Below are 24316 nucleotides of genomic sequence, written 5' to 3' on the forward strand. Positions count from 1 at the left end.
AATCTGCCGTCAGCGCTCGCCGTGCACCGCCAACCAGCCGATCGCTTCTTCGAGTCCGTTCTCGGCGGCTTTCTCGTACCAGCTCCGAGCCTCCACCAGATCCTTCGGGAAGCCATGCTCACCGTGCTCGTGGAATCGACCCAGAAGATTCTGAGCGTACATGCTGCCTGCCTCGGCAGCCTTCCGCAGCCAGCGGAGCCCTGCGGCTTCATCGCGCGGGAATTCCTCGTTGTAGAGCAGATTCCAGCCGATGAAATACATCGACAGATGGTCGCCCTCGGCAGCTCCTTCGCGCCACCAGCGGAGCGCCTGAGCGGGACTCTTTTCGACGCCCCAACCGCGTTTAAAGAGGTCCCCATAAAGGCGCTTGGCGCGGGTGACACCGCCTTCAGCGGCGAAACGTAACCAGGCGGCGGCATCTTTTGAACTGAGGTCGGATCCAGCGCCGTTGAAGGCAAGAAAGCCGAGCCCTGCGGCAGCGTTGGTGTTTCCTTCTTCGGCAGCCGCTAGGAATCGCCGGACGACTTGCCGCAGGCTGGCGCGATCCAGTGTTTCGCGGTTCTCGACCACCAGGCTGTGGAGATTGTCCACCGACCAGGGATCTCCGCCGATCACCGCATCCGCCAGCAAGGCCATCGCTCGCTGCGGATCCTTAGCGACGCCCAGGCCCCGGCGATACATGTCGCCGAGGTAGTTCGTCGCCGTCACCTCTCCTCGTTCGACAGCCTGCTCGAAGTAGGCTGCCGCCCGGGCCGGATCCTTCTCTACCCCGATGCCCTTGAGGTGAACATAGCCGAGGGAGTGAAACGCTCCAGCGAAGTCCACCCGCGCGGCCTTCCGCAACCAGCCCAGGCCGGCTGCCGAATCCGCCTTCAGGAACTCGCCGGACAGCAACAACCATCCGAGTTCCCGCATCGCTTCGGCTTGTCCCGCCTCCGCGCTACGCCGCAACCACGCCACCCCCTCCTGCGGGTTCCGCTCCCCCGCCCCGCCGTAGAGCTGTCGCCAGGCGACCACCCACATAGCCTTCGCGTGCCCCCGCCGCGCGACGTCGAGATACAGCCGGAGCGAGCGAGCGGGGTCCTTTTTCACCCCCTTGCCGACGGAGGTCATCCAGGCCAAGTTGTAGGCCGCCCACGGTTCCTGCTGGGCGCACTCCTCGAGCCATTGGCGGGCGGCAACGGGATCTTCTACTCCGCCGACACCCACCAGCAACGCCAGGCCGACGACGGCCTGGGCCTGCGCGTCGCCCTCGGCCGCCAAGGCCTCGACCGATCGGCGGTGGGTCTGCGCCAGGCGGCTGGCACGCTGCGGATCCTTGTCGAATCCCGCAGCGCCGAGGGTGAGCAGGGTCGCCAAGCGCAACGCTGCCACCGGATCGTCCTCTGCCGCCGACTCGAAGAGGGAGCGGGCGGCGGCCAGATCCACGGACCGACCGATGCCGGCGTAGAGGGCGTCGGCGCGGGCGAGTCGCTGGCGCGCGGACATTCCGGCGATCTCGGCGAACTCCTCGGCGGCGACCGGCGGCGGCGCGGTCCCGGTGGCGGCCGAAGGCAACGACGGCGGCTCCTTCGCCGCCGCGATCGTCTGCGCCGCCGGCCTCTTTCCGAGACGCCGGTACAGCTCCACGAGCCGGTTGTTCAGCACGGCGCGGGTGTAGTCGTTGTCGTCGAACCGGTCGCTCGCCTCCAGAAGCACCTCGATCGCTTGCCGCAGGGTCGCTTCCTCGACCTCTCCTTCGGCTCCCTCCGCCAGCAGCGCGTCGGCCCACATGGTCCAGAGGTTGGCCGGAGGGTTTTCCAGACGCTCGAAGGCTCCTTCCAGCACCTCGAAGGCCTGTGCCGGCATCTCGCGATCGAGAAAGTGCTTCGCCAACTCAGTCCACGAATGCCACTCCGTCGGTGCCCGCTCGAGCATTTGGCGGCGCATCGGTAGGGCCCGCCCCCACTCGCCCAACATCTCGGCCTGTCGGGCCACCCGGCGGATCAGGTCGCCGGTCGCTTCGCCGCTTGCGATGTGGCGTTCGTAGATCGTCAAAGAGGCTTCGACCAAACCCATCTCCTCGAACTGTGAGGCGATCCACAGGTCACGGTTGCCGGGCGCACCGGCAGAGTTCTGTTCCCGCACCTGCCAACGACGCTCCAGGAAACGTCGGAGCCGAGCTTCGTCGCCGACCTCCAGCAGCAACGCCTGGTACTCCTCGGCGCGGTACCACTCGCGCGCCGGAGCCTGATCGAAGAACCTCTCGTAGTGGGCGAGGGCCGCGTCCTCTTCACCTCGAGCCCAGGCGATGCGAGCGTGGAGCAACCGACCGAGGAGGGCTTCGTTCTCGCTCCCGACCAGCCGATGATCGGCCAGCGCCACCGCCTCGGCGTAGCGGTCGGAACTGAGGTAGAGGGCCACCAAAGCGTCGTGGAGTTCCTGATCACCTCGACCGCTGTCCGTTTCGGCCCGACCCGCGAGCACGGCGATCGCCTCGTCACGCCGATCATCGGCCAAGTACAGGTCGGCCAGAGCCCTAGCTTGATCGGGCCCGGCCCGCGGGTCGTCCGCCAGCCAGCGTTCCAGCAGGGCGACCCGCTTCTCTCGCCAGCCGGCCGCCGCATACAGAGCGTCTAGATGAGGCCGAAGGGTGTCCGCACCCCGGGTCTCCGCCCGGGTGAGGAGTACCGCTTCCAATCGCTCCGGCGGCACCTCTCCTTGGGCCGCTTCGAGTAGGCGGCGGACATCGTTTTCGTCGGCCGAGGCGAGCCCGATCAGCAAGATGTCCTGCACGGCGGGATCACCGGCACAAGCCGAAAAGACATGCGCCCGACTGCCCAGCTCGTCACCAGGCCGAACCCGTCGAGCCAACAACGCCGCGCCCTCGCCACAGCGATCTCCTTGCAGCCAAGAAGAACCGACCGTCACCAAAACGCGGTCTCGCACCTGCGCCGAGGCGTTTTCCACCTGGGCCAAGACGTCCGCCGGCCCACCATCGCGCCCCATCGCTTCGGCGTACCTCACCCATGCCGAGTCATAGGAGGCCTCATTCGCATCCAAGGTCGGCAGCACCGCGGCGAAGCAGGTCAGGCCCGCATCACGAACGGTCGGGTAGCTGGATCTCGCGAGCCGTGAACACCAGCGAACTTTGTTCTCGCCTCGCAGGCGATCGGAGCCGCGCGTTGCCAAGTCCAGCAGCTCTTCCGTCGCCAACCGGTCGCGTACCGCTTGATCGAGCTGAAGTTCGAGCGCCCGTGGATCGGCGGGATCGAGGCGGGACCAGCTTTCCAGCAGGTCTCGCGCCTTGACCGCTTCTCCTTGCGCTTCGAACTGCCGGTACAGCAGCCCGTAGGCCGCCGGCTGCTCGGGATTGGCCAGCAGAAATCCCTCGGCCGCGGCCGTCGCTTCGCCCTGCAGGCCCGCCTGCCCCAAGGCCATCACCACCTGTCTCGCCGTATCGCTGTGGTGCGGAAACCGTTGCCCGAGTTCCCTCAGATCTGCGATGCGCCGTTCCGCCGCACCCAGGCTCAGCACCCGCATCAACTCGAGCGCCGGCCGGTCGGGCATCCGCTGTTGCCACTCCGCAAACCACCCCGCCTGATCGCGCCGCAGGCGGGCGGCGGCCTCGTCGGAGTTGGGCGATGCCTCGTCCCCGGCGGGCTCCGTCACTATCCGGTCCAAACGACGGAAGGCGGTCCAGCTATCGAACAGGAGGCTCCAATACATCAGATCGTCGGCGCGCTCCTCCACCAGTTCGGAAGCCTGACGATATTGGTCGGCCGCCGCCTGGCGAGCGGCCGCCAGTTCGTCGAGGGTCTGACCTTGCGCCTCGACAACCGGCAGCGCGGCCAGGGCGCACAGCACCGCCAGCGACACCCAGCACCGCCCTGCGCAGAAACCTCCTGCGGTCGCGCGGGCACTCTCGCGATCCAGACGAATCATTGGACCTCCACTGCCTCCTGGGCAAGTATTTACGGACTCGATCTTACCGGCCTGGGCGGAGGACTTCCGATCGACGGTCAACCGGTCGGCTCATAGACCTCACCCATCGCCTGCCGCAAGCGGGCGGCGAGTTCTTTGCGATCGCTGCCGGCGAGCGGTTCGGCGCCGAAGGTGATCACCGCCTCGATCTCGCGCAGCCGCGAGAAGCGCCGGAAATGCGGCATGAACTCTTCTTCGCCAAACCAGCAAACCCCGTCGCGCGGCGAGAGATCATCGGCGCCGGTGCGATAGGAGAGGGTCGCCCAATGGACCGGCCGTCCGGTCCGCGCGGCGACCTCCAGCAGCGAGGGTTTGAACGGCAAGAGGGCGCTGCCGTCGCCGGTGGTACCTTCGGCGAACAGGATCACTCCGCCGCCGGCGGCCATCCGCTCTTCCACCATCGCGCCCACCCGCAGCAGATCGCGCTTGGTGTTGCGGTCGATCAGCAGGGTGTCCGAGGCGCGGCACATGGGGCCCAAGAAGGGCCAGTCGCCGAGGTCCGCCTTGGCGACGAAGGAACCGCCGGCAAGGCCGGCGAGAACCACGATGTCTGCATAGCTCAGGTGATTCGAAACGAGCAGAAAGGGCGGCTCCGGAACGGAGCCGCGCACCGTCCAGCGCACCCGAAGGTGGCGGCAGAGGCTCGTGCCCCAACGCCTCATCACCCGATGCTGGAAAGCGACCCGACGCCGCGGCCGGCGCCGCAACCACCAGGAGCCGAGGAGAACGGTGAAGTAGTCGCGGGCGGTGGCAAGGGCGACGAGGGCGAGGCGAACCGCCCTCATGGGCGACCCGGACAGTCGGAAGAGAGGTCGAACACCGGCGGAGTATAGCCGTCCTGCGCCGGCAGATTGGAACCTAGCAGGGGCCGGGCGAAGCCATCAATCCGAAGGGATCGATCCAGGAATTGCCGTTTCGCATGCCAAAGTGGAGATGCACTCCCGTCGCCCATCCGCTGTCCCCAACGGTACCGATGACCTGCCCGGCCTCGACCGTCTCGCCCGACAGCACGGTCTTGGTGTCGAGGTGGGCATAGACGCTCTCTACCCCCTCACCGTGGTCGATGACCACCGTCAGACCCCAGGCGCCGTCCTCTCCATACTCCCGCTCGGCCACCACCACACGGCCGTCGGCGGTGGCGCGCACCTCAGTGCCCCGCGGCGCTTTCAAATCGACGCCCTGATGCTGACGCGCGCCACCGCTCCGGGGATCCGCGCGCCAACCGAAGGCACTGGTGACGCAGGTATCGGCCAAGGGCGACACGGCCCGGAGGGTCACCGCCTCTTCGGACGGTGCCGCGGGCGCCGCGGGTGGTGCGGGCGTCGAGGGCCGAGAATCCAAACCGCGGGGCGCAGCCGGGGGCGCGGGAGGGGCCGACAGAGCTTCCGGCTGCGGCAGAGCGCTCGGCGCCGGCGGCGCCGCGGGCAGCGGCGGAGCTTCCGATAGCGGCACGGCCTCGGCCCGCGGCAGCACCGAAGGCGCCGCTACGGCGTCGGAAGCGGAAGGCACCGGTGCGGGCGCAGCCGGGGGCGCCGGCACCGGAGCCATCCTGGGAAGGGCTGGCGGCATCGCGATTTCCGGAACCGGCGGAGCGGCCAGCGCCTGACCAGGGTTCGGAGCGTTCGGAGCCGGCGGCGGATCCACCTCACCGGCGAAGCCCGCCATCGGTAGAAGCACCAGCGCCAGGAGCAGGCAAAGGAGCCCTCCCAGGAGGCCGGCGAAGGGACGAGTGCGGGGACGATCCAAGATGTGGTGCAAGCGCAAGGTGAGTCTCCTTTGGGGGTTGCCGCCCATACCCGGCGCCGGCGAGAGATCGGCGGAGGGCGACGTAGCGTGGTCGAGGCGAAGCACCGCCAGCAGGCTGGCGGCATAGGTTTTGGGGTCGAGATGTCCGCTGGACAGCACCAAGCCGTCCACCAGCCGCTCGCGGGCGTCGGTGGCGCGGGAGGCCGCCAGCCAGGCCAGCGGATGGAAGAAATAGAGAATTTGAACGACGTTCTGAAAAGCCAAACGCAGCACGTCATAGCGGCGGATGTGCGCCATCTCGTGGGCGACCACCGCCTCGACGGCGGCCGGTTCGCCGGCTCCAGGTTCGGCCACCAGCGCCTCCGGCAGGTAGATCACCGGCCGGAGGACGCCGAGGGTGCACGGTGGACCGCCGGCACCCACCACCAGACGCACCGTCCGGCGTACCCGCAACCGCTGCCGCCAGTGCGCGACAACCTCCCTCAAAGCTCCCTCTCGGACCTCCCGGCCGCGCTGAATGCGGCGGCGAAGGGCCCGCCGACGCAGGACCAACAGCACCGAGGTACCGAAGGCGCCGGCGCCCCACAACAGGCACAGCCCGGCACTCCAGAGAGATCCATTTGCGCGAGCGGGCCCGCCGACGGGGATCGGCAAAGGGTGCGCAGGCGGCAAGGGCGTCGCAGAATCGGCGGCGACGCCGAAGACCTCGGCTTCGGAAACGGGCGCAATCCCCCCCAGCGAAGCCGGCGGAGCCGTCCAGGACGGAATCGCGATCCAGGACTCGACGGCGGTTCTCGCGCTCCACGGCGAGGCTAGGTCGACGGGCATCAGCAGGCGGATGAGCACCAGACTCCACAGACCCGCCTGGACGGCCGGCGGGGCGGACCGCCACAACCGCAGAATCGCCGCCACCGCGAGGAACACCACCGCCGCGTAGACGGCCTGGGTGAACCCGTTGGTCAACCACCGTTCGCCCCAGTGCTCTCCCCAGGCCAACCAGCTCATCGCGCCGTCTCCTCGGTTTCGAGCAGCCGGGAGAGTTCGTCGATCTCCTCGGCGGTGAGGGCGTTGCCGCGGGCAAACAGCGGCACGACGGCCGCCGCATCGAGGCCTAGGACCTTGTCGGCGAAGTCGCGCACCCGCCGCGCCAGGCCGCGCGGCCGGCTGATGGCCGGCTCAAACAGCCACATGCGATGAAAGCTCACCTTGTCGACCAGGCCTTTCTTGACCATGCGGTCGAGCACCGTGCGGGTAGTCGAATAGGCCCAATCGTGGGTGTCGGCGAGAGCCTCGTGAACCTCCCGGGCACTGCGGCGGCCGTCGGCCCACAGCACCGACAGCACGTCGAGTTCCGAAGCGGCGAGGTCCGGCAGGCCGTCGAGGCGGCGATCGCGAGATAGTTCTTCGGTCATCGGGATCTCTCCGTCATGGGGTGACGCTCTCGTCCAAAACTCGCCCTCATAGTCATCATCTCGCCACAAATGTAGCATCAAGAGATGGACCTGTCAACGCGGGACCTGGCGAGTGGCCGACCGCTCAGTTCGTCTCTTCGACTTCCGACGATCCTCCACCGGTGGTTTCGAACTCGACCCTGATCGGCATTCGGGCGATGGAGTCACGGTAGTGGCGCTCGGCTTCGTCACGCCGGCCGAGGCGGTGGAGAATCGCGCCGGTGTGATAGCTGAGTCCGGCCGAGACGAAGCCGCGCGCGGCGGAGTCGAGTCGACCGAGGTACGGATCGGCCTCCGGCGGCGTCGCGGCGTGGAGACGGTCCAGGAACTCGACCAGCTCGAGGCCGGTGAACCACTCGACTCGGCCGGCACGGGCGTTGCGATGGCTGATCGGGGCCTGGTAGTCGATCACCGGACGGTTATCGGTGTGGATCGGTCCGTCCGGAACGATCTCCCGGCTCTCGCCCAGATTGCCCGCGTAGAACGGCAGCGTCACCGCCAGGAAGACGGTCGGATCGAGGGAGGAGTCCCCTCTCAGGTGGCGGCCGTTCTTGACGATCACGGCCGGCTCCAGGGGCGCGGCTTCGACCGAGCCGACCAGCGCGAGGATCGGCTTGTCGGCGTGGAAGTCTCCACGCCACACGTGAACCTGAGGGAAGACCTCCATGAAGGTACGGACGATGGTCCAAAATTCGGTGTTCGTCACCTGGTACAGGGGGATCCACTGAACGTACACGCCGCCCGCCGCCAGCCGGGTCCGTGCCGTCGCGTAGTGGTCACGACTGTAGAGATGGCCGACACCGGCTCTCCACGGAATGAAAAGATCGGCAATGATCGCGTCGTATCTTGCCTGGCGGCCGCGGAGTTCGTTGCGGCCGTCCCGAACCAGAACGCGGGCGCGCGGATCGGTGAACAGCCCAGAGGCCTCCTCGTTGAAGTATTTCGCGGCGGCGGTGACCACCTCCGGCACGAGTTCCGTGACCGTCACTTGCCGGCTCGGAAACCGCAGGGCAGCGCCGGCGGTGATTCCGGTGCCCATGCCGAGATAGAAGATCCTCTCGGGCGAAGGGTGCGGCATCAGCGGGATCAACGTCTGATTCTGCTCGTGCTCGATCGCGGAGGAGCTGCCGAGCGCGTAGAAGTTGTTGATCTTGATGCGCCGCAATCCGTTGCGCTCGATCACCGCGACGAATCCATCGGGGCCCTCCCAGGAAGCCAACAGGCGCTCGGAGTCGGCGTTCAGACGAACTCCCGGCAGTTCCGAAGGGTTGGCCACCGTGAACGCGACGACGAGTCCCGTGAGCGGCAGAAGCACCGGCAGTCGTGAGGTTCCCACCGCCACCCAGGCGGCGAGCGCGAAGTACAGGACGGCGACGAGGAGGATACTGGCCCACAGGCCGAGGGTACCCAGCATCACGAAGCCCGCCACGAGGGCGCCGAGAATCGCGCCGGCGGTGTTCATGGCCGAGAGTCGTCCGACCACCCGTCCCGGCTCGCCGCTGCGTTCGGTGACGCGGAGCAGGTAGGGAAACACCGTACCGATCGCCACGCCGGGCAGAAAGAGCACCAGCGCCGCCCCGCTGAAGACCGAAACGAGATAGTGGGTCCACGGCTCACCGGCGCCCAGGTAGCGCATACCGTCGGTGAGCTCGTAGAAGAGAAACGGGGTCACCAGGGCGCCCAGCCCTGCCATCGAGATCAAGAATGCGAGCACGCTCCAGGGATGGAATGAAGCCTGCGCCAGCCGGCGGGCAACGAAGGCACCCGCCGACAGAGCGGCGAGGAAGGTGACCAGGATGATCGAGAAGGTGTAGACCGAGTTCTGAAGGACCTGCTGGAACATGCGCGTCCAGAGGACCTCCAGCCCCAAGGCGAGCGTGCCGGAGGCCACGGCGGCGACCACCAGCTTCGGTTTCGCCAGCGACTCGGCGAGACCCCGACTCACGCCGGGCGCCCCAGCGGACGAAGAGGCCCCCTGCCTCCGGGAGGGAACAGCCTGGCCTGCGCGGCTCGTGCGCGTCCCGACCCACCAGGCGACGCCGCCAATAAGCATCGACGCGACCACCGCCACGAGGTAGGCGCTACGAAAACCGATCCACGCCGGGAGCCAAAAACCAGCAGCGAGAGCACCGGCGGCAGCACCCAGGGTGTTGAACCCGTAGAGCAGAGTGCCCGTTCGGCCCAGCGACTTCGTTGCATCTACGACGTATTGGGACATCAGCGGCAGGGTGCCGCCCATCAGAATCGCGGGCGGCAAGAGGACGCCCGCCACCAGGATCAGCTTGGCCGCGAGCAAGATCGCAGGCCGTTCACCGAGCGCTTCGTAGAGGGGCGAATAGCTGGCCGCGTAGACGGCCATCAAGCCGAAGTAGAGGCCACCCGACACGCCGACGCCGATCTCGAGCAAGCCGTACTCGACCAGCGGCCGGCGGACGCGCGGAGCGCGGCGACTCCACACCGCCCCGCCGATCGCCAGGCCGGCAAAGAAAACGGCCAACGCGCCGGCGGTCGCGTGGGCGGAATTCCCGAAGAGCAGTGTCAGCTCTCGCATCCAGAGGACCTGGTAAACGAGGCTGGCAAAGCCGGAGACGAAGAGCAGGCAAAGCAGTAGGCGCAGGGGTGGCCGCACTGGGCGAGCGGCCCCGCGGTTCGGCGGCGATCCCTGTGCGGTAGCCCCTGACATCACGCTATGGTGCCACGGTTTCAGGCGAAGTCATCATGCCGCTCTCGCCGCGTCGACCAGCCGGTTGCCGGCTCGTCTCGCCCCGGCGATGTTCCGCGACGCGGGCCCCAACTCCAGCTCGGCGAGAGGACCCGTGACGTACACACGCCGATGCCAGCAAAGCGTGGAGTCTACGATCGGGTAGCCGCAGGGCGCACACGGCAGCGAGGCCGAGGCGATCATCTCATCGACCATCGCTCCGCCGGGCCGGCGCGAGGCGAACCCGGTGGCGAGCAGCACGCGCTCCGAATCCAGCGCGACCCCGGCCGTCAGCCGCAGTTCGAGGCCACCGCGCCGGTGCCCCCAGCTCCGCTGGCGCAGCGATTCCACCTCCCCCTCGTGCCACCGCAGCCGGTCGCCTGAGATCGCTCGGCGCAGAGCGCTTCGAACATCCGGAGGCACGGAGCCCGTGTGGCGCGCCTCGGCGATGAGGGTCCGGCGACGAACATAGTCCCGGTCGTAGCTGAAGCGCGGCATCAACTTCGGACCGAGCCAGCCCGGATTGCTGTCGAACTGGTGCTGACGCAGGCCGTGGCGTGCGACGATCCGCACCCGGTGGCCCTCCTTCAGAAGGCGGAGAGCCACCTGACCCGCCGAAATGCCACCACCGACCACCGCGACGGTCTCGCGCGTCGACGGCCAACCCTCGAACCCGGGCTCGAAGACGTGGTGAACCCGAGGGTCGCCCCGCGGCGCCCATCTCGGCCAGGCGGGCTGCTCGCTGGCGCCGATCGCTAGCACGACGTTGCGCGCTACGATCTCGCGCCCGTTCGCAAGCTGGACACCGACCCCACTCCGTTCGATGGAACACGCGCTGACCCGGTCCTTGATGTGGAGGTCCGAGAGCCCGAATGCCTCGATCACCCGATCGCCGTGGGCATTGAACAGAGAGAGGGCAGGCCGTTCGTAGGGAGGCGCGAAGAGACCGACTTCTCGACTCTTGCGCTTGCCGGCGAAGCGCTGAAGCGACCAGGGGTCGAGGTCGAGGTGGTGGACCGAGGGCGAACGCAGGTGGCGCATCCCGGTGATCGCGGTGCAGGTGTGCCAGCGCGCCAGCAATCGATCGCCCGGGTCCACAATACGCAGTCGGTCAGGCGAAACACCCGCTTCTCCCAGCAGACGAGCGGCAAGATGAACGCCATGAATCCCACCGCCGATGATGAGCCAATCCGGCTGCATGCGAGACGTTCCTAGAAACCCAATCGCGCAACCAGGCTGATGTTGCGTCCGGGCAGCGGCACGTCGTTCTTGACGAACGACGTGTGCAGCCGAGCGTCTTCATCCATGAGGTTGGTGCCCCGCAGAATCAAGTCGAGGAAGTACTTCTCGAAGAAGAAGCGGTAGCTCACGTTGGCGTTGACCATTGTGTAGCCCTCGGTCGGCGTCTCGTTCTCGGCGATACGGTCCTGGTCGTCCACGAACCGTGCCTCGGCCGCGGCACCCAGGCGATCGCTGCGGTAGTGGAAGCCCACTCCGAAGCGCTGCGGTGGAATGCGCGGAAGGTCGCCGCCGTCGGCGAATTCGGCCCGCACCGTGTCCCAGAGTAGATCCATCCCCCAGTTGGAATGGGTGGTCTCGCCGAGCAGGATCGAGGCTTCGACTTCGGCCCCCCAGAATTCGGCGTCGGCCGCCGAGTACTGGACCACCGGTAGGCCGTCTTCCTCCTCCCCCGTGAAGCGTTGGAAGATGTAATCGGAGAAGTCATTGCGGAACAGGTTGAGGGAGCCGGTCACCCTCCCCTCGACCTTGCGCAGGGTGAGATCGAGACCGAGGGCCGACTCCTCGTCGAGTCCCGGGTCGCCGATCTCGAAAGCCGAGACGGCGAAATGCGGACCTTCCGAGTAGAGCTCCTCGCTGGTCGGCAGCTTGACCGAGCGAGCCAACGAAGCTCCGAGCGAATAATTTCGGGACGCTCGCCAGACGACCCCAAGGGAGGCCGAGAAAGCGTCGAAATCCCGGTCCGGAAGGCCGTCGCTTTGCACGCTGGTTTGCTGGTTCTCGTAACGCGCCCCGAACTGGTAGCTCAGCGGACCGCGAACCACTTCCTGGAAGGTAAAGAGCCCGAGACTCTCGGTCTCGGCCGGCGGCACGAACGCCTCCTCGCCGACGACCACGAAGTCGCGGTTGCGGAGCTGGACTCCGATGGATCCCGAGAGCGAGCCACGCCGCTTCTGTACGAACTCCGCTCGCGCCTCCCAGGCATCGTTGAGAAAGGCCGTGCCCTCTTCGGACCCTTCGCCTTCGACATGCTCATAGTCGATGATTCCGACGCGGAAGTCCGCCTTCTCGAAAACGCCGAAGGGCTGCGAGATGCCGCCCTCGAAGTCATAGCGACGCTGCTGCATGTCGATGCGGACGTCCCCCTCACCGTGCCCGTCTTCCTCGCCGTGCTCCTCCTCTTTGTGCTCTTCCTCTCCGTGCTCCCCCTCTTCCTCGTGGCCGTGGCCGCCGGGCAGGCCGTACTCGGTGTCGAAGCCCCGCACCGAGACACCCACGAATCCGCGGTCACCGAAGAAGTAGCTCGCCCCGACGCCACCGCTCATGTTGTCGATGTCGCTATTGGGGAGGACTCCCTCGATCTCCTCTTCTTCTGCGTGCCCCTCTTCTTCGTGCTCGTCCTCCTCGTGCTCGTCGATGCTGGCGCGCCCCGGGATCTCGTAGTCGTCCGTCTGGCGAGACTGGAGGAAGAGATTCCAGGCCCACCGGTCTCCACCGCCGTCGAGATCGAAGGCCGCGGCACGCTCGTCGGCGGCGGAGCCGGCGCGAACGTCGACGGTTCCGGAAAAATTCTGCGTTCGAGCGAAGTGCGGGATCCGCTGGTCCAGCAAGTTGACGACGCCTCCGATGGCGTTGCTGCCATAGAGCAGAGTCGCGGGGCCTCGCACAACCTCGATGCGCTCGGCGGCGATGGGATCCGCGGCCACCGCATGATCGGGACTCGCCGATGAGGCGTCGAGCACGTCGATGCCGTTCTCCATCACCTTGATCCGATCGCCGCCAAGACCGCGAATGAGGGGCCGGCTGGCGCCGGGACCGAAATAGGTCGAACTGATTCCCGCTTCGTGCCTCAGCGACTCACCGAGCGTCGGCTCGATCCGCACGGCGAGGTTCCGGCCTTCCAGGACGTTCACCAGGGTGGCGAGATCGAGCTCGCCGTGAGCCCGCGGACTGGCGGTGACCACGATCTTCTCCGAGTGAACGCGGCTCACGATGACGATGTCGACCTGCGTCGTCTCACCGGCCACCACGGCGACTCGCTCCACGGTGCCCGCGTGGCGGACGCTCGTCACATCCAGAAGCGCCTCTCCCGCGGTGATCGAAGGCAGAGTGAACCGTCCTTCACCGTCGACCTGCGCACGCACCCGCGTACCCACCACCGTCACGGTCGCGTCGGTGACCGGCTGGCCGTCGGTCGTTGCGATCCGACCGCGGATTCCGCCGGTCTCCTGCGCCACAAGGATTGAAGAGAGAAGGAAGCAGCAAAGCGCGCTCCCGAACACAATCGAAAACGTTCGTCTGAACGAAACATACGAAGACATAAACCTGACTCCTCTACCTGAAGTTGAAGACTCGCTCGGCGACGCGGTCATCCGCGAGCCGAGTCGTACTTCTCCGAGTTCTCGGAGCGTTCTGCTGGTCAGTTTTTCGGGATCACGGTCATCCTGCTTCGAAACCCGCTGGCTTCGCCGCATCCGAGTGCCGATGCGCCGGGGGTGCGACTCGTCTGTGACGCGGTAGACGCCGTAGCGTCTGCAATGGCGTCATCGAGGCACAGACGGCCCGCCGGTGGCCGGACAGCCTCGCCGGTCAGGGGGAGGAGCAGGCCGGCCAGCAGCCGACTAAGCTGTTTCGATCAGAGGTGACCTAGGCGCGCGGCGGTGCGCGCGAGGCCGGCAGGCGGGAGGCACCGGATACGACCGGCTCACCGTGTTCGAGTTCGACACTCGAGGAATCCGGTCCGACGCCTCCAAGAGCTATCGCATGCGATTCCGCCCCACGTTGGCGCTGCTGGTGGAGGCAGGCGAGGCAGGGCGAGGACTCGAACAACGTCGCTTCTTCGACGTGGGTCGCGGCAATGGCCTGTTGGTTCCCAGCCGGTTCGGCCGACAGGTCGGTGTGACCGCGCGCCTCGGAGAGAGGCTCGCAGTCATGGCCATGCGGTACCAGGCTGATGAAGACCAGCGCGGCGAGCTGCAGCGCGGCAAGGGCAGCTCGGTGGAGTCGAAGGACGCCCATAGGAGCTGGAGACTAACTCAGGTATGTCTACCTTGGCAAACCGGCCCACCCTAGGGGCAAGGCCCGGTGTGCCGAACTCTTGGAGCGTGGGACAACCTCTCCGACGGCGGAAACAACGCTGTTGGTCCTTTGGAACCTGCTAATCTGCCATCGCTCAGCAGTCCGAACAACGACGAGATTCGAGGAGCGAAACGATGCCGAAAGTCGAGGTGGTGCGAGGGGGAACCTTCGAAGTGGCCGAGGGAACCCGATTGGTCAACGCCCTCGCCGACCACGGCGAGGACATCAGCTACCGCTGCGGCGGCTACGGCGGCTGCACCACCTGTCGGGTGCGATTCGAGTTCGGCGAACCGACGGCGATGACCGAGGCGGAGCACAAGAAGCTCGCAGCCACCGAGCTGCTCGGCGAGGTGCGTCTGGCCTGTCAGTGCCTGGTCGGGCAGGACATGAAGCTCGAAGTGTTGATGCGCGTGTCGGAGCAGGCTTGGGTTAGGCCGGGCACCGCGCCGGAGCCGGAGATCACTCCTCCGCCGGAGTGGCGGTCCGAGTAGTCTCCGACAGCGTTTTCTCAGGTAGCTCGCGCATCAAGATCTCCACGATCGCCGCGGCCATCAGCTCGTTGCCGCGCTGGTTCAGGTGGCAACAGTCGTCGATGTAGAGGGTTTCGCGGACGTCGGCGAAGAGCATCGACAGGTCGTGAAAGGCGATACCGTCCGCCGCCAGACGAGCGCCGGCATCGCGCAGCATCTGATAGCCGCCCTGCACCACCGCCCGGTAGGGACGATTCTCGGAATAGGCCACCCGGCGCTCTTCGGAAGACAGCGGCTTGGCCCCCTCCGGATATTGATTGGGTTGAAGAAAGTGGAAGTAGGGAATGCCCTGGGAGTCGCATAGGCCGGCCATCAGGCGCGACGAGCGCTCCCAGAAGGCCACCAGTTCTTCCGCCACCTTCGGTTGATCGCCCTTGCGGTAGGTGTAGGCAGGTCCGCGGGCTACAAAGTCGCCGGCATTCCCTTCGCCGTCCGCCGCCGGCGCCGCGGCGGCCGCCACCTGCGCCTCGGCGATGGACTCCACGGCCCGCGCGTCGAGCGACCGCCAGACCAGATTGGCCGTCACACTCCACCGCCAGGGCGCTTGCGAAAAGGACCGCGCGAGTGCGCGACGGCGCTCCTGCTCGTAGGCTGCGCGGCCGACCAGCGCCGCCGCCTCGCCGGTCGGCAGGCCCTCCACCCGCACATTCCAGCTCCGCGGATAGAAAGGGGACACTTTGCGGTAGCGATTCTCCGTCTGCGCCAGGGCGATGTCGTTGAAGCCGTCGAGGTTGATCACCACATCGAGGGGGTAGCCGCGGGCCAGCACCCAGTTGAGGGTCATCAACTGCTGCGGCTGTTTGTACCCTCCGAGGCCCCAGCTATCCACCACCACGCCGCGCGCGGCCAGCTCTGGGCGCTCGAGCAGATTGTCGACCAGCACTTCGCCACCGCGAAAAGCGAAGATGAAGGCCACCGAGCCACCCAACACCCCGATGTGCAGTGGATCGTCGGACGGCTGCGGAAAGGGATTGCGCCGGCGGAAAAACCCCTCCGGGCTGATGATCAGGTGCTGACCGTCGCGGTCGACGTTGCTGCCGGGATCGATCACGAAGCCCAAGAACGGCTGCACCACTTCGTCCTTGAACGCCTGGATCTCCTCCTCGATGGCCGGCGGCGGCGCATCCTCTGCCTGAGGCACCCGGCCGACTTCCGCCCGCTGGGATGCGGTGCGCGACCAGCGGAAGGCCTCCCCTTCGCGCCACCAGAACAGGCCGAAGGAGACGATCTCCAGAAAGAGCAGCAGCAGCACGCCGAGAACGGCGCTCAGGAAGAGTTTTCGCAAGATCTGTCCCAAAGATGTGTCTCAGTCGAGCAGGAAATCCAGAGACTCGCCCACTTCCAGCTCCCGCGGCTCCCGGCCGCGGCCGAAGAGGCGGGCTCCGATGACGCCTTCGAGGGTGACGGACTCGCCCTCCACCTTGAGCCAGGCGCCTTCCCGCAGCCCCACCACCCAGGGCTCGTTCTCTTCGTGGAACTCGCGAATTCGCTCTTCCCGGGTTTCGCCCTGGTGCCTGGAATCAGGATCCGGGTCCAGGTAGTGGGGATTGATATTGAAGGGCACCAACCCCAAGGCCTCGAAGCTCTCTGGCTCGACGATGGGCATGTCGTTGGTGGTGCGGATCGAGACGCAGGCGACATTCGATCCGGCGCTGGTGCTGGCATAGGGCATGCCGGCGGCCACCCGCCGCCGAATGGGGTCGAGCACACCCCGGGAGTAGAGCGACTTGAGCAGTCGGAAAGTGTTGCCACCGCCAACGAAGATGCCTTCCGCCCGCTCGACCGCCGCCACCGGATCCGCTGCCCGGTGCAGCGACTCGAGTTCGAAGCCGAATTCCGCAAAGCGCTCCCTGGCCTTGTCCTCATAGCCGTCGCGATCAGCCAGGGCGAAGGGAATGAAGAGAATCCGCTGACCACCGTCGAACACCTCCTCGAGGGCGCTCTCGCAGTGCTCTAGGTAACCGTGCCCCCAGCAGGTCGAGTTGCTGATCAGCCGCAGATGCTTCATGCCTTTGGCTCCGCGAATCGCTTCTCACCGGCGGTCACCGCGACCGGCAGCTTGTTCTGGGCCGGCGGCAGGGGACAGGTCGAGAACGCCGTAAAGGCGCAGGGAGGGTTGTAGGCGCGGTTGAAGTCGAGCACCAGGCGCCCCTCCTCGTCGGGCGCCGGAGCGTAGAGGAAACGGCCGCCGCCGTAGGTGGTGTCGCCGTTCGTCGCATCACCGAACACCACGAAGGCCTCGCCGCCTTCGAAATCCCCCATCACGTCGAGGCGATGTGTCTGGCCTGCGTGCTCGAATACGATCGCCCCGGCGCTCGGCGTGTCCTCGACCTGTCCAAGAACATTGACGATGGGAAGGGTGCGGGGCGGATCGTGCGCCTCGAAGCTCGCAGCAAGCCGCCAGTCGAAGGACACCGGGTAGATCTCGATCCCCGGAAAATCGAGGCGGGTGGCGCTCTGGCGGTCTTTGATCCTCATCCCGACGCGGTCGCCCCGCTCGATGGGGAAAAAGGAGAGATCGCCCCAGGCGATGGTCGTGGCCTCGCCGGAAGCGTCCGACTGGAGCACGCGGCTCTCACCCGCGGCCAACGGCTCCTCCCCCACCACCAAGCCCTCACCGGCATCCGGCAGGTCCGCCGCCGCCTCGAAGCGTAGCCCTTCGGCATTGCGATGGATCACCCCCAACCGCTCCGGTGCCTTGCCAGCCGGCAAGACCACCGTGGCGCCCGGATCCGAACCGACGGCGTTCGCCCCCTCGCTGAGCCAGTCCAAACCGACCAGGGTCAGCCAACCTTCTTCCGCTCGAAGGCGCTCCAGTCGCTCGCTGCGCCAGGCTTCGACCTCCTCGCGATGGGCGGCCATCTCCTCCGCCGAGGGAGCGGATTCGGAGGCACAGCCGGCCAGAACCGCCCACGGCAGCAAGGCGCCACAGAGAAAAAGGCATGGAAGGGACCGAAGACTACGGGGACGCTGGACTCGAATGGTCATAGATGGCGCCTCGAAGGAAGAGAACCCATGGCCTCCGGACGCCAAACCATGGCTCCGGAGAGGTCGAGATGAGGGTTCCGCAATCCGGAACCCTCATCGGCTCATCTTCTCAAAGGAGATCGCCGAACGCACGTTCCGGGGTGTGGATTCCCGAGGCTGCTACTCGTAGTAGAGAACGAACCAGGTGTGGTAGGCCACCACCAGCATCGTCAACACCGCCAGCGCCACGTGGACGACCATCCAGGGAAAGGACAGCATCTTCGGCTTGAAGCCGATCGATACGGGATGGAGATATCCAACCAGGAGATTGCCAAGGTACACGCTGCTCAGCAGGAGCAAGTAGCCGTAGCCCAGGCGCATTGAGTGGAAGTAGAAGAAAACCGGCGCCACCAAGCCCAGGTTCTTGTGGAGGCGGTAGCTCTTCTTGGCGGCGCGCGCCCAGCCCATGGCGCGGCCGACAGTGAGCCACCACTGGTGCAGCAGGTAGGCGAGGAGCAGGCAGCCGGTCCACCGTTTGAACGACTCGTCGAGCTGCTTACCGGCCAGCCAGGACCATTCCCAGCCAAGAATCGCCTGCACGAGGTAGACGGAGAGGAGAAAGATTCCGAGAGCTGCCCGCCGGCGTTCGCGGCGGATCATCCGGCGGGCTCGATCGCTGCATTACCTTTATTCTGAAAGCCCCCCTCGGCGGCGGCCAGCAAGCGAGAGAGGGATTCCGTCGCGGTGCGCCGTTCTACCTCCGCCATGAACACCTCGACGCTCGGCAAGAAGTAGCCGTCCCGCGGCCAGCGCTCGCCGATCTCCGGCCGGCGATCGAAGGTTTCGGTCTCCTCGAGGTAGCCGGCGTAAGCATCGCGGAAGCTCTTGCGCAGAGCGGCGAGGATGTCGAACATCTCGTCGTAGGGCACCTGGTCGGACGGGAAGGTCCACGTGGTCGCCCCCATCACGTCGCCTAGCCGCCAGTCTGTCTTCGGGCTGTCGGGATGCTCGTTGTGGCAGGTCACACAGGGCTCGGCGACGGCCAAATCCGCGAACATCGCCGTTTGGAGCCCAGTGTCAGGGGTCACGAAGAAGCGAGGATCTTGGTCCGCCCGGATGCCCTCGAACTCTGCGAGCTGCTCGCCCTGGAAGAGATTGGACTGGCTAATGGGGAAATCCGAGCCGAGGAACAGCCCCAGGCGCACCGGGTTCTTCTCGAGGCTCACCGCCGCCGAGCGCAGAAAAAGCGCCGGCAAGGGGCCGGCCTGGACCGCCGGCTGCTTCCAGTCTTCATCGAAAGCCAAACCGACGGCTTGACCGGCGCCGACGATCTCCTGGGTATACAAACGCCGAACCTGAGCGTTCTCCGCCGCGCAAATACGCAGCACCTCCTCTATCGACAGCATCCGCCCAGAAGCGGCGGCGTCAACGGCAAGCGGCGCCGGAGCGCTGACGAAGAGGTAGACGATCAGAGCCACCAGCAGCAGAGCGATCAAAGTAAAGGGCTTCATTGAGCCCTTCCCTGGATCTGCGCGAGGGTCGTGCGGGTGGCGCGGAATTCCTTCTCGTCGGAATAGGGTGACGGTCCGCCCCGGAAGTACTCTTCGATGACGGCCGGATCCAGCCGGTCGGCCATCCGCGTCGGCGCTTTCCACAAATGGTTGCCGTGGAAGTCGTGGCAGCCAAGGCAGGTATTCCAGCTCGCCGTCGCCACCAGCTCGTGGTGCGGCGTATCGACAGGATCCACCTTCAGCTCAAGATCACCGTGGCACTCAGAACAGTAGTCCGCCTTCACGGTGATCCGCTCGCCGGCATGCTCCAGATGACAGCCCATACAGGTCTGCGGCTGAAGATTCTCCCGCGCCTTGGCGAATCGTGGTTCAAGGAAACGGAAGGTCGGGTGGCGGTCGTTGGGACGCTCGTGGCAATCGAGACACGCGGCGTCGCTGACGTCCGCCAGGCCGAAGTCGGCAGGTTCCGGTCGCAGACCGAAGGCATAGCGCGCATTGGCCTGCACCTGCTGGCGAAAGGTACCCGGTGCCTGGCGGTGGCAGGCGCTGCACTGCACCTCCGCATGACCGGTATTCATCGGCCCGAGAGCGTGGAACGTTTCGCTCCCCGGCGCGAACAAGACCAGAGCCACGACGGCGCCCCCCATAGCGCCTGACCAAATGCCGAGCCTCTGTCGACGACGGGCGTTCTTTCTCCGGGTCATCAATCCCTCCGCTGGATCGACCGCACCTTGCAAGGTGCGCCCCAAAAACCTCGATTCACAACGTATCTTTCAGTTCTATCTCTAATGTATTTTTTCGTCAAGTTGAGCACATAATTACCGGATTCAGATTTTTTCTTCCGACCAAAGACGTCGCGAACCACCACGGCCCGGACTCTCTGGAAAGCCCTCCCATCGCGTCCCCTAGGATGCTCTTCGCAGCAAGACCCTCCGTTGTTGATGATGAGATCTCCAAAATTCTTTAGGGAGCTCTTGAATTGGGTTCGCTGTCTCCGAGGCCGATGGATCGACGCGCCGAGCCCCGTCGATGTGCTGCGACGAGCTGCGCACAGCTAGAATGCTCTTCATCCTGGATTCCACCGGCCCGGAGATCTGGAAATCCTTGAAAGACCCGCGAGCGCTCCCTTGAAGACACCCCCCATCACCACCCCCGACGATCTCTCGCTGCTGCTCCAGGTGTTGCCGCCGCGGGTGCGGAAAGCTCTCACCGGGGACGACGACCGGCAAGGACTGCTGGAGATCGTCCTCGACCTCGGTCGACCGGCGATCGCCCGCTATTCCGATCGCCAATCGGTTCTCGACCCGCAGCCCATCGATCGCGCGGACATCGAAGGGGTGATCGAAAACGTCGGCCGTTTCGGCCAGGACAACCGCGCCGGTATCGAGCGCACCCTCCACCGCCTGTCGGCGATCCGCAATCGGGCCGGCGGCATCGTCGGGCTCACCTGCCGAATAGGGCGCGCCGTCTTCGGCACTGCCGACATCCTGCGCGATGTGATCGAAGACGGGCGCTCGCTCCTGCTCCTGGGTCGACCCGGCGTGGGCAAGACCACCTTGCTCCGGGAAGCCGCACGCCTGCTCGCCGACGGCGCCGACAAGCGGGTGGTGATCGTCGACACCTCGAACGAGATCGCCGGCGACGGGGACATCCCCCACCCGGGCATCGGCGGCGCGCGGCGCATGCAGGTGCCGTCGCCGGAACAACAGGCGGCGGTGATGATCGAAGCGGTCGAGAACCACATGCCCGAAGTCATCGTGATCGACGAGATCGGGACCGGCGCCGAGGCCCTCGCTGCCCGCACCATCGCCGAACGGGGGGTGCAGTTGATCGCCACGGCACACGGCAACACCCTCGAGAATCTGCTCCAGAATCCGCCCTTGAGCGACCTCGTCGGCGGCATCCAAGCGGTCACCTTGTCGGACGAAGAGGCCCGGCGGCGACGGACCCAGAAAACCGTCCTCGAACGCAAAGCGCCGCCGACCTTCGACGTCGTCGTCGAGATCCTCGGCCGGGACGAGCTGGCGGTGCATCACCAGGTTTCGGAAGTGGTCGACGCCATCCTGCGCGGCACCGAAGCCCGGCCGGAGAAGCGCCTGCGGCGAGAGGGACGGATCGAGATCGAAGCGCCACCGCCGGCTCCGGAACCGGCCCTCGCGTCGGTCCGTCGGCGCTTGAGGATCTTTCCCTACGCCGTCGATCGCGGCCGCCTCGACCGTTCCATCCGCAAGCTCGGCGTTCCCGCCCACATCGTCGATCAACCGTCCATGGCGGACGTCATCCTCACCACCAAAGCGCAGGAAAAACGGCGGCCTCGGCGCCTCCGCGAGGCCGAGCACCGCGGCGTCGGCCTGGTCGCCCTGCGCAGCAACACCCTGCCGCAAATGGAAAAGTTCCTCCGGCGTTCGTTTGCCGACGACCCGGCCGCGGACGGCCGGAGCGAGGCGGTCCAAGAAGCCGAAGATGCCGTCCAGCAGGTTCTGGCGGGAGGCAAGCCGGTCGAGTTGCCGCCGCGCTCCGGCGCACTGCGGCGCCTGCAGCACGAGCGGGTCGGCGAAGGGCAACTGCGATCCGAGAGCCGGGGCGTCGAACCGTTCCGGCGGGTGGTGGTGTTTCCGGTTCCTTCGGCCGCAGCGCCGGAAGCGGATGGAGTCGGATGAAGCAGTCGACAATCGGCTCATGGAATCCTTGTTGGGCAAGCTCTATTCCGCGCCGGCGATAGACCTCCAAAGCAGCAAAAGGACCAGAGGAGAATGGGGTTCTTCTTCCGCCTCCACGAAGGCGCCGTCGTTCGACCGGGAGTACTCTCCTTCCCCGTCCAACTCTTCCCGGCGAGACCCGAACCATGGATCTCCAGCTTGAGCGCCTTTTCTCCTCTAATAGATAAAGTGCGTGCCGTGCCGTGAATAAGACAGTGAATGCAGGAATGGTAGAGCGAGGGTAGCCCTCGACAGCTCCCGCCCCCTAGTCGCAGACCGGTACCCAGTCCGCTGGAATAGGCTCTGCCGGCGTAGGGAGAGAGAAAGTCAGGTCGCCGGGAGCACGGGCTCGAAAACCGAGCGCCGGGTAGCCGCGGTCACCGACCGAACCAAGCTTGCCGAGAGGTTGGGGCTCTCGAGCCGCATTCTGAGGTCATCGACTCGAAGGCCCTGCCGGGCTCGACGCTACCGATCCCGGCTCTCGGCCCTCAAGTCATTGTCACGCGGAGGCTTGACACTCGCCTGGCATCTGTGGAACCGGCACCGAGTCGGGGATGCGATCCAAACTCCGCAGACAATCGGGGGGCACCTAGGCTCGGGGGCACCTAGGCTGGGGAGATGGGGGGATGGGAGATCTGGCGAGTCTCACCACCCACTTCCGTCACGATACGAAAGCGCGCTCGTCTCCGGAAGGTACGACCCAGCCCCGCGGGCGTCCTCGAGATCGAAATCTTCTGGAGGATCCTGCCCTTGCGGGAAATCTTGCACACCTCGCTGGTCTTGGTATGCAGGTCGAAGCCAAAAAAGAACATGGACGGTCTTCTTTCTCGGCAGTTCATGCCGCTTCGGTCTATCGGCCCACAGCACTTTGCCACGGGAGACCGACGGGCTCACCTCATCTGGCACCGAGGATGTAGGATCTGGGGCCGCATGGTGCAAGTACTGATCTAGGTGATCGGTCCAAAGCTGGCACCTCTCAGCCATCCATCGCAGTCCTTCCGCCGGGGAGTGCTGCTCACTCACCCCGTCGCCATTCGAGTCAAAGTAGATCGCCTCATAGGTTCCGGGCGGTCCGTAGAGGCTTTCTTGTGGATCGTAGACCATCTTGGTGTCGAACTCCCCGTCGCACCTAGAAGAGGCGAAGGCATAGTCAAACTGTTCGTCGGGGGAGAAACCACCCGTCCAATCTTCAAAGTGCCCTTCCAAGTCAAAGGTGCCGTCTTGGTCGAGATCTATGAGTACCTTGCGAACAGCACCCCAACGCCAATGGACCTCTGCCGAGTCTGTTGGAGTGCGAATGGTCTCAACCCCGAAAATTCTAGCTGCTCTGCAGACCCACCAGACTCCCAGAACCGCCATGACCACAGCGGCCCAGCCGCTCAGCACGCGCAAGGCTCGTCTACTAGCCACAGTCGTTCGCTCCCCTCCCGCCTCCAACGGTTCCCCGAGTACAGTCCACAGGATTTCCGGTTGCACTTTCGTGAGAGTCCTGATCCAGAGCCTCTTCTTCCTCATCCAAGAGGTCCGAGATCCGTTCTGCACCCGCCTCAGAGAAGGACAAGAAACCGCCACTCAGAGCTTCCTGACTCGGCGGTCGTTGCATCGACGTTCCTGGTTCGGCACCGTCGTCGTCCGCCAACGGCTCCGGCCAGGTCTCCAGCACCGGACCGAAGCCGGAACTCGAGCGGCCCACTCCGAGAAGGGCCAGCTCCGCGCCGGGAGTGACGCCGGTGACCGTCACCCCGGTATCGGAGCGAGTGATTTCCAGCGAGGGGACCGGAGAAGCTTCCTGGCCGGAAGCGTCGAAGGTGGAGAAAACAAGGACGAAGAAGACAAGAACGACTCGGTAGTCCATACGGCCTCTAGATGAAGTCAGCAGTGGATGACTCTCAAGCAAGCGATGGGTAGCTCGATGTTTTTAAATCATCAAACTGATGATGTCAAGGGGCGCATATCACTGTACCGGCTCCTAGGATTGAAAAAACGCTGATCCAGAAGTACAATCCGGAGGCTATGAACATCCACGAGGCATTGGTCCACCTGCGCAGGAAAACCGGCATGACCCAGCGGGAGGTCTCCCGAAAGGCGGAGATGGCCTCGGGTTCCCTCAGCCGAATCGAACAGGGGAACGGCCTACCCTCGATTCCCTCGCTGCTGCGGCTGCTCGAAGTGCTCGATGCCGACCTGTTGGATCTGGCGGTGGCCATGAAGTACGCCGGCCGACAGCCGGAGGCTCGCGCTCACCTGATGGACGAGTGGCAGATTCCGGAGGGAGGAAATGAGGCCATCGCGGATGAACTGAGGCGAGACGTTCAGCGAGTCGCCAACGCCAGCACCGCAGCCCTCGCCGATGCGCTGCAGGAGATCAATCGCATCGCGGGCAAGGTGTCAGCCCTCCCGAAATCCAAGGCCGCGGGCTAGAGCGATGGAC

19 protein-coding genes are annotated in these 24316 nt (G+C 65.9%); 3 read left to right on the forward strand and 16 right to left on the reverse strand.

From position 1 onward, the window contains the following. Positions 1-9: 9 nt before the first annotated feature. The 8 genes from AAF481_18790 to AAF481_18825 all read right to left on the reverse strand — a co-directional run bounded on the left by AAF481_18790 (position 10) and on the right by AAF481_18825 (position 14118). Positions 10-3924, reverse strand: coding sequence for a hypothetical protein (locus tag AAF481_18790; GenBank protein MEM7483218.1), 3915 nt, complete (start codon positions 3922-3924; stop codon positions 10-12). A gap of 77 nt (positions 3925-4001) precedes the next feature. Next, complete coding sequence (locus AAF481_18795; GenBank protein MEM7483219.1) at positions 4002-4748, reverse strand: lysophospholipid acyltransferase family protein; 747 nt, start codon at positions 4746-4748, stop codon at positions 4002-4004. Positions 4749-4821: 73 nt separating this feature from the next. Beyond that, entirely contained in the window at positions 4822-6714 is a 1893-nt protein-coding gene (locus AAF481_18800; protein MEM7483220.1) for a peptidoglycan DD-metalloendopeptidase family protein, read from the reverse strand. Beyond that, positions 6711-7121 carry a BlaI/MecI/CopY family transcriptional regulator gene (locus tag AAF481_18805; protein MEM7483221.1) on the reverse strand — a complete coding sequence of 137 codons (411 nt, stop codon included), beginning with the start codon at positions 7119-7121 and terminating at the stop codon, positions 6711-6713. The genes AAF481_18800 and AAF481_18805 overlap by 4 nt, the downstream gene beginning before the upstream one ends. Positions 7122-7245: 124 nt before the next feature. Continuing rightward, a complete protein-coding gene (locus AAF481_18810) occupies positions 7246-9711 on the reverse strand; it encodes a fused MFS/spermidine synthase (GenBank protein MEM7483222.1) in 2466 nt (821 codons plus the stop codon). Positions 9712-9876: 165 nt separating this feature from the next. Beyond that, positions 9877-11061 (reverse strand): FAD/NAD(P)-binding protein, encoded by a 1185-nt coding sequence (locus AAF481_18815; GenBank protein ID MEM7483223.1) that lies wholly within the window; start codon positions 11059-11061, stop codon positions 9877-9879. 11 nt (positions 11062-11072) lie between these two features. Continuing rightward, positions 11073-13337: a TonB-dependent receptor gene (locus tag AAF481_18820; protein MEM7483224.1), complete on the reverse strand. Its 2265-nt coding sequence runs from the start codon at positions 13335-13337 to the stop codon at positions 11073-11075. A gap of 409 nt (positions 13338-13746) precedes the next feature. Next, positions 13747-14118 carry a hypothetical protein gene (locus AAF481_18825; GenBank protein MEM7483225.1) on the reverse strand — a complete coding sequence of 124 codons (372 nt, stop codon included), beginning with the start codon at positions 14116-14118 and terminating at the stop codon, positions 13747-13749. A gap of 194 nt (positions 14119-14312) precedes the next feature. Between AAF481_18825 and AAF481_18830 the strand changes: the two genes are divergently transcribed. After that, complete coding sequence (locus AAF481_18830) at positions 14313-14669, forward strand: 2Fe-2S iron-sulfur cluster-binding protein (protein ID MEM7483226.1); 357 nt, start codon at positions 14313-14315, stop codon at positions 14667-14669. Here AAF481_18830 and AAF481_18835 read toward each other — a convergent pair. From AAF481_18835 to AAF481_18860, 6 genes are all read right to left on the reverse strand, one after another. Beyond that, a complete protein-coding gene (locus AAF481_18835) occupies positions 14638-15993 on the reverse strand; it encodes a hypothetical protein (GenBank protein ID MEM7483227.1) in 1356 nt (451 codons plus the stop codon). The genes AAF481_18830 and AAF481_18835 overlap by 32 nt on opposite strands. Positions 15994-16014: 21 nt before the next feature. After that, positions 16015-16716 (reverse strand): dipeptidase PepE, encoded by a 702-nt coding sequence (gene pepE / locus AAF481_18840; protein MEM7483228.1) that lies wholly within the window; start codon positions 16714-16716, stop codon positions 16015-16017. Then, a complete protein-coding gene (locus AAF481_18845) occupies positions 16713-17696 on the reverse strand; it encodes a DUF1684 domain-containing protein (GenBank protein MEM7483229.1) in 984 nt (327 codons plus the stop codon). Before AAF481_18845 ends, pepE begins: the two co-directional genes overlap by 4 nt. 159 nt (positions 17697-17855) lie before the next feature. Then, positions 17856-18335, reverse strand: coding sequence for a hypothetical protein (locus AAF481_18850; GenBank protein ID MEM7483230.1), 480 nt, complete (start codon positions 18333-18335; stop codon positions 17856-17858). Next, positions 18332-19186: a DUF3365 domain-containing protein gene (locus AAF481_18855; protein ID MEM7483231.1), complete on the reverse strand. Its 855-nt coding sequence runs from the start codon at positions 19184-19186 to the stop codon at positions 18332-18334. The genes AAF481_18850 and AAF481_18855 overlap by 4 nt, the downstream gene beginning before the upstream one ends. After that, positions 19183-19818 carry a cytochrome c3 family protein gene (locus AAF481_18860; protein MEM7483232.1) on the reverse strand — a complete coding sequence of 212 codons (636 nt, stop codon included), beginning with the start codon at positions 19816-19818 and terminating at the stop codon, positions 19183-19185. The genes AAF481_18855 and AAF481_18860 overlap by 4 nt, the downstream gene beginning before the upstream one ends. A gap of 495 nt (positions 19819-20313) precedes the next feature. Between AAF481_18860 and AAF481_18865 the strand changes: the two genes are divergently transcribed. Then, positions 20314-21846 (forward strand): R3H domain-containing nucleic acid-binding protein, encoded by a 1533-nt coding sequence (locus AAF481_18865; GenBank protein MEM7483233.1) that lies wholly within the window; start codon positions 20314-20316, stop codon positions 21844-21846. Between the two features lie 684 nt (positions 21847-22530). Here AAF481_18865 and AAF481_18870 read toward each other — a convergent pair. Next, complete coding sequence (locus tag AAF481_18870; GenBank protein MEM7483234.1) at positions 22531-23277, reverse strand: hypothetical protein; 747 nt, start codon at positions 23275-23277, stop codon at positions 22531-22533. A gap of 10 nt (positions 23278-23287) precedes the next feature. Then, positions 23288-23740, reverse strand: a complete 453-nt coding sequence (locus AAF481_18875) for a hypothetical protein (protein MEM7483235.1) — start codon at positions 23738-23740, stop codon at positions 23288-23290. Between the two features lie 158 nt (positions 23741-23898). Between AAF481_18875 and AAF481_18880 the strand changes: the two genes are divergently transcribed. Then, positions 23899-24306 carry a helix-turn-helix transcriptional regulator gene (locus AAF481_18880; protein ID MEM7483236.1) on the forward strand — a complete coding sequence of 136 codons (408 nt, stop codon included), beginning with the start codon at positions 23899-23901 and terminating at the stop codon, positions 24304-24306. Positions 24307-24316: the final 10 nt, after the last annotated feature.

It is taken from the genome of Acidobacteriota bacterium (assembly GCA_039030395.1).
Taxonomy (GTDB): Bacteria; Acidobacteriota; Thermoanaerobaculia; order Multivoradales; family JBCCEF01; genus JBCCEF01.

Excerpts from the sequence above, each read along its gene's own strand:
- AAF481_18790 (MEM7483218.1), bottom strand. The coding sequence starts at position 3,924 with ATGATTCGTCTGGATCGCGAGAGTGCCCGCGCGACCGCAGGAGGTTTC.
- AAF481_18795 (MEM7483219.1), bottom strand. The coding sequence starts at position 4,748 with ATGAGGGCGGTTCGCCTCGCCCTCGTCGCCCTTGCCACCGCCCGCGAC.
- AAF481_18800 (MEM7483220.1), bottom strand. The coding sequence starts at position 6,714 with ATGAGCTGGTTGGCCTGGGGAGAGCACTGGGGCGAACGGTGGTTGACC.
- AAF481_18805 (MEM7483221.1), bottom strand. The coding sequence starts at position 7,121 with ATGACCGAAGAACTATCTCGCGATCGCCGCCTCGACGGCCTGCCGGAC.
- AAF481_18810 (MEM7483222.1), bottom strand. The coding sequence starts at position 9,711 with ATGCGAGAGCTGACACTGCTCTTCGGGAATTCCGCCCACGCGACCGCC.
- AAF481_18815 (MEM7483223.1), bottom strand. The coding sequence starts at position 11,061 with ATGCAGCCGGATTGGCTCATCATCGGCGGTGGGATTCATGGCGTTCAT.
- AAF481_18825 (MEM7483225.1), bottom strand. The coding sequence starts at position 14,118 with ATGGGCGTCCTTCGACTCCACCGAGCTGCCCTTGCCGCGCTGCAGCTC.
- AAF481_18830 (MEM7483226.1), top strand. The coding sequence starts at position 14,313 with ATGCCGAAAGTCGAGGTGGTGCGAGGGGGAACCTTCGAAGTGGCCGAG.
- pepE (MEM7483228.1), bottom strand. The coding sequence starts at position 16,716 with ATGAAGCATCTGCGGCTGATCAGCAACTCGACCTGCTGGGGGCACGGT.
- AAF481_18845 (MEM7483229.1), bottom strand. The coding sequence starts at position 17,696 with ATGACCATTCGAGTCCAGCGTCCCCGTAGTCTTCGGTCCCTTCCATGC.
- AAF481_18850 (MEM7483230.1), bottom strand. The coding sequence starts at position 18,335 with ATGATCCGCCGCGAACGCCGGCGGGCAGCTCTCGGAATCTTTCTCCTC.
- AAF481_18855 (MEM7483231.1), bottom strand. The coding sequence starts at position 19,186 with ATGAAGCCCTTTACTTTGATCGCTCTGCTGCTGGTGGCTCTGATCGTC.
- AAF481_18875 (MEM7483235.1), bottom strand. The coding sequence starts at position 23,740 with ATGGACTACCGAGTCGTTCTTGTCTTCTTCGTCCTTGTTTTCTCCACC.
- AAF481_18880 (MEM7483236.1), top strand. The coding sequence starts at position 23,899 with ATGAACATCCACGAGGCATTGGTCCACCTGCGCAGGAAAACCGGCATG.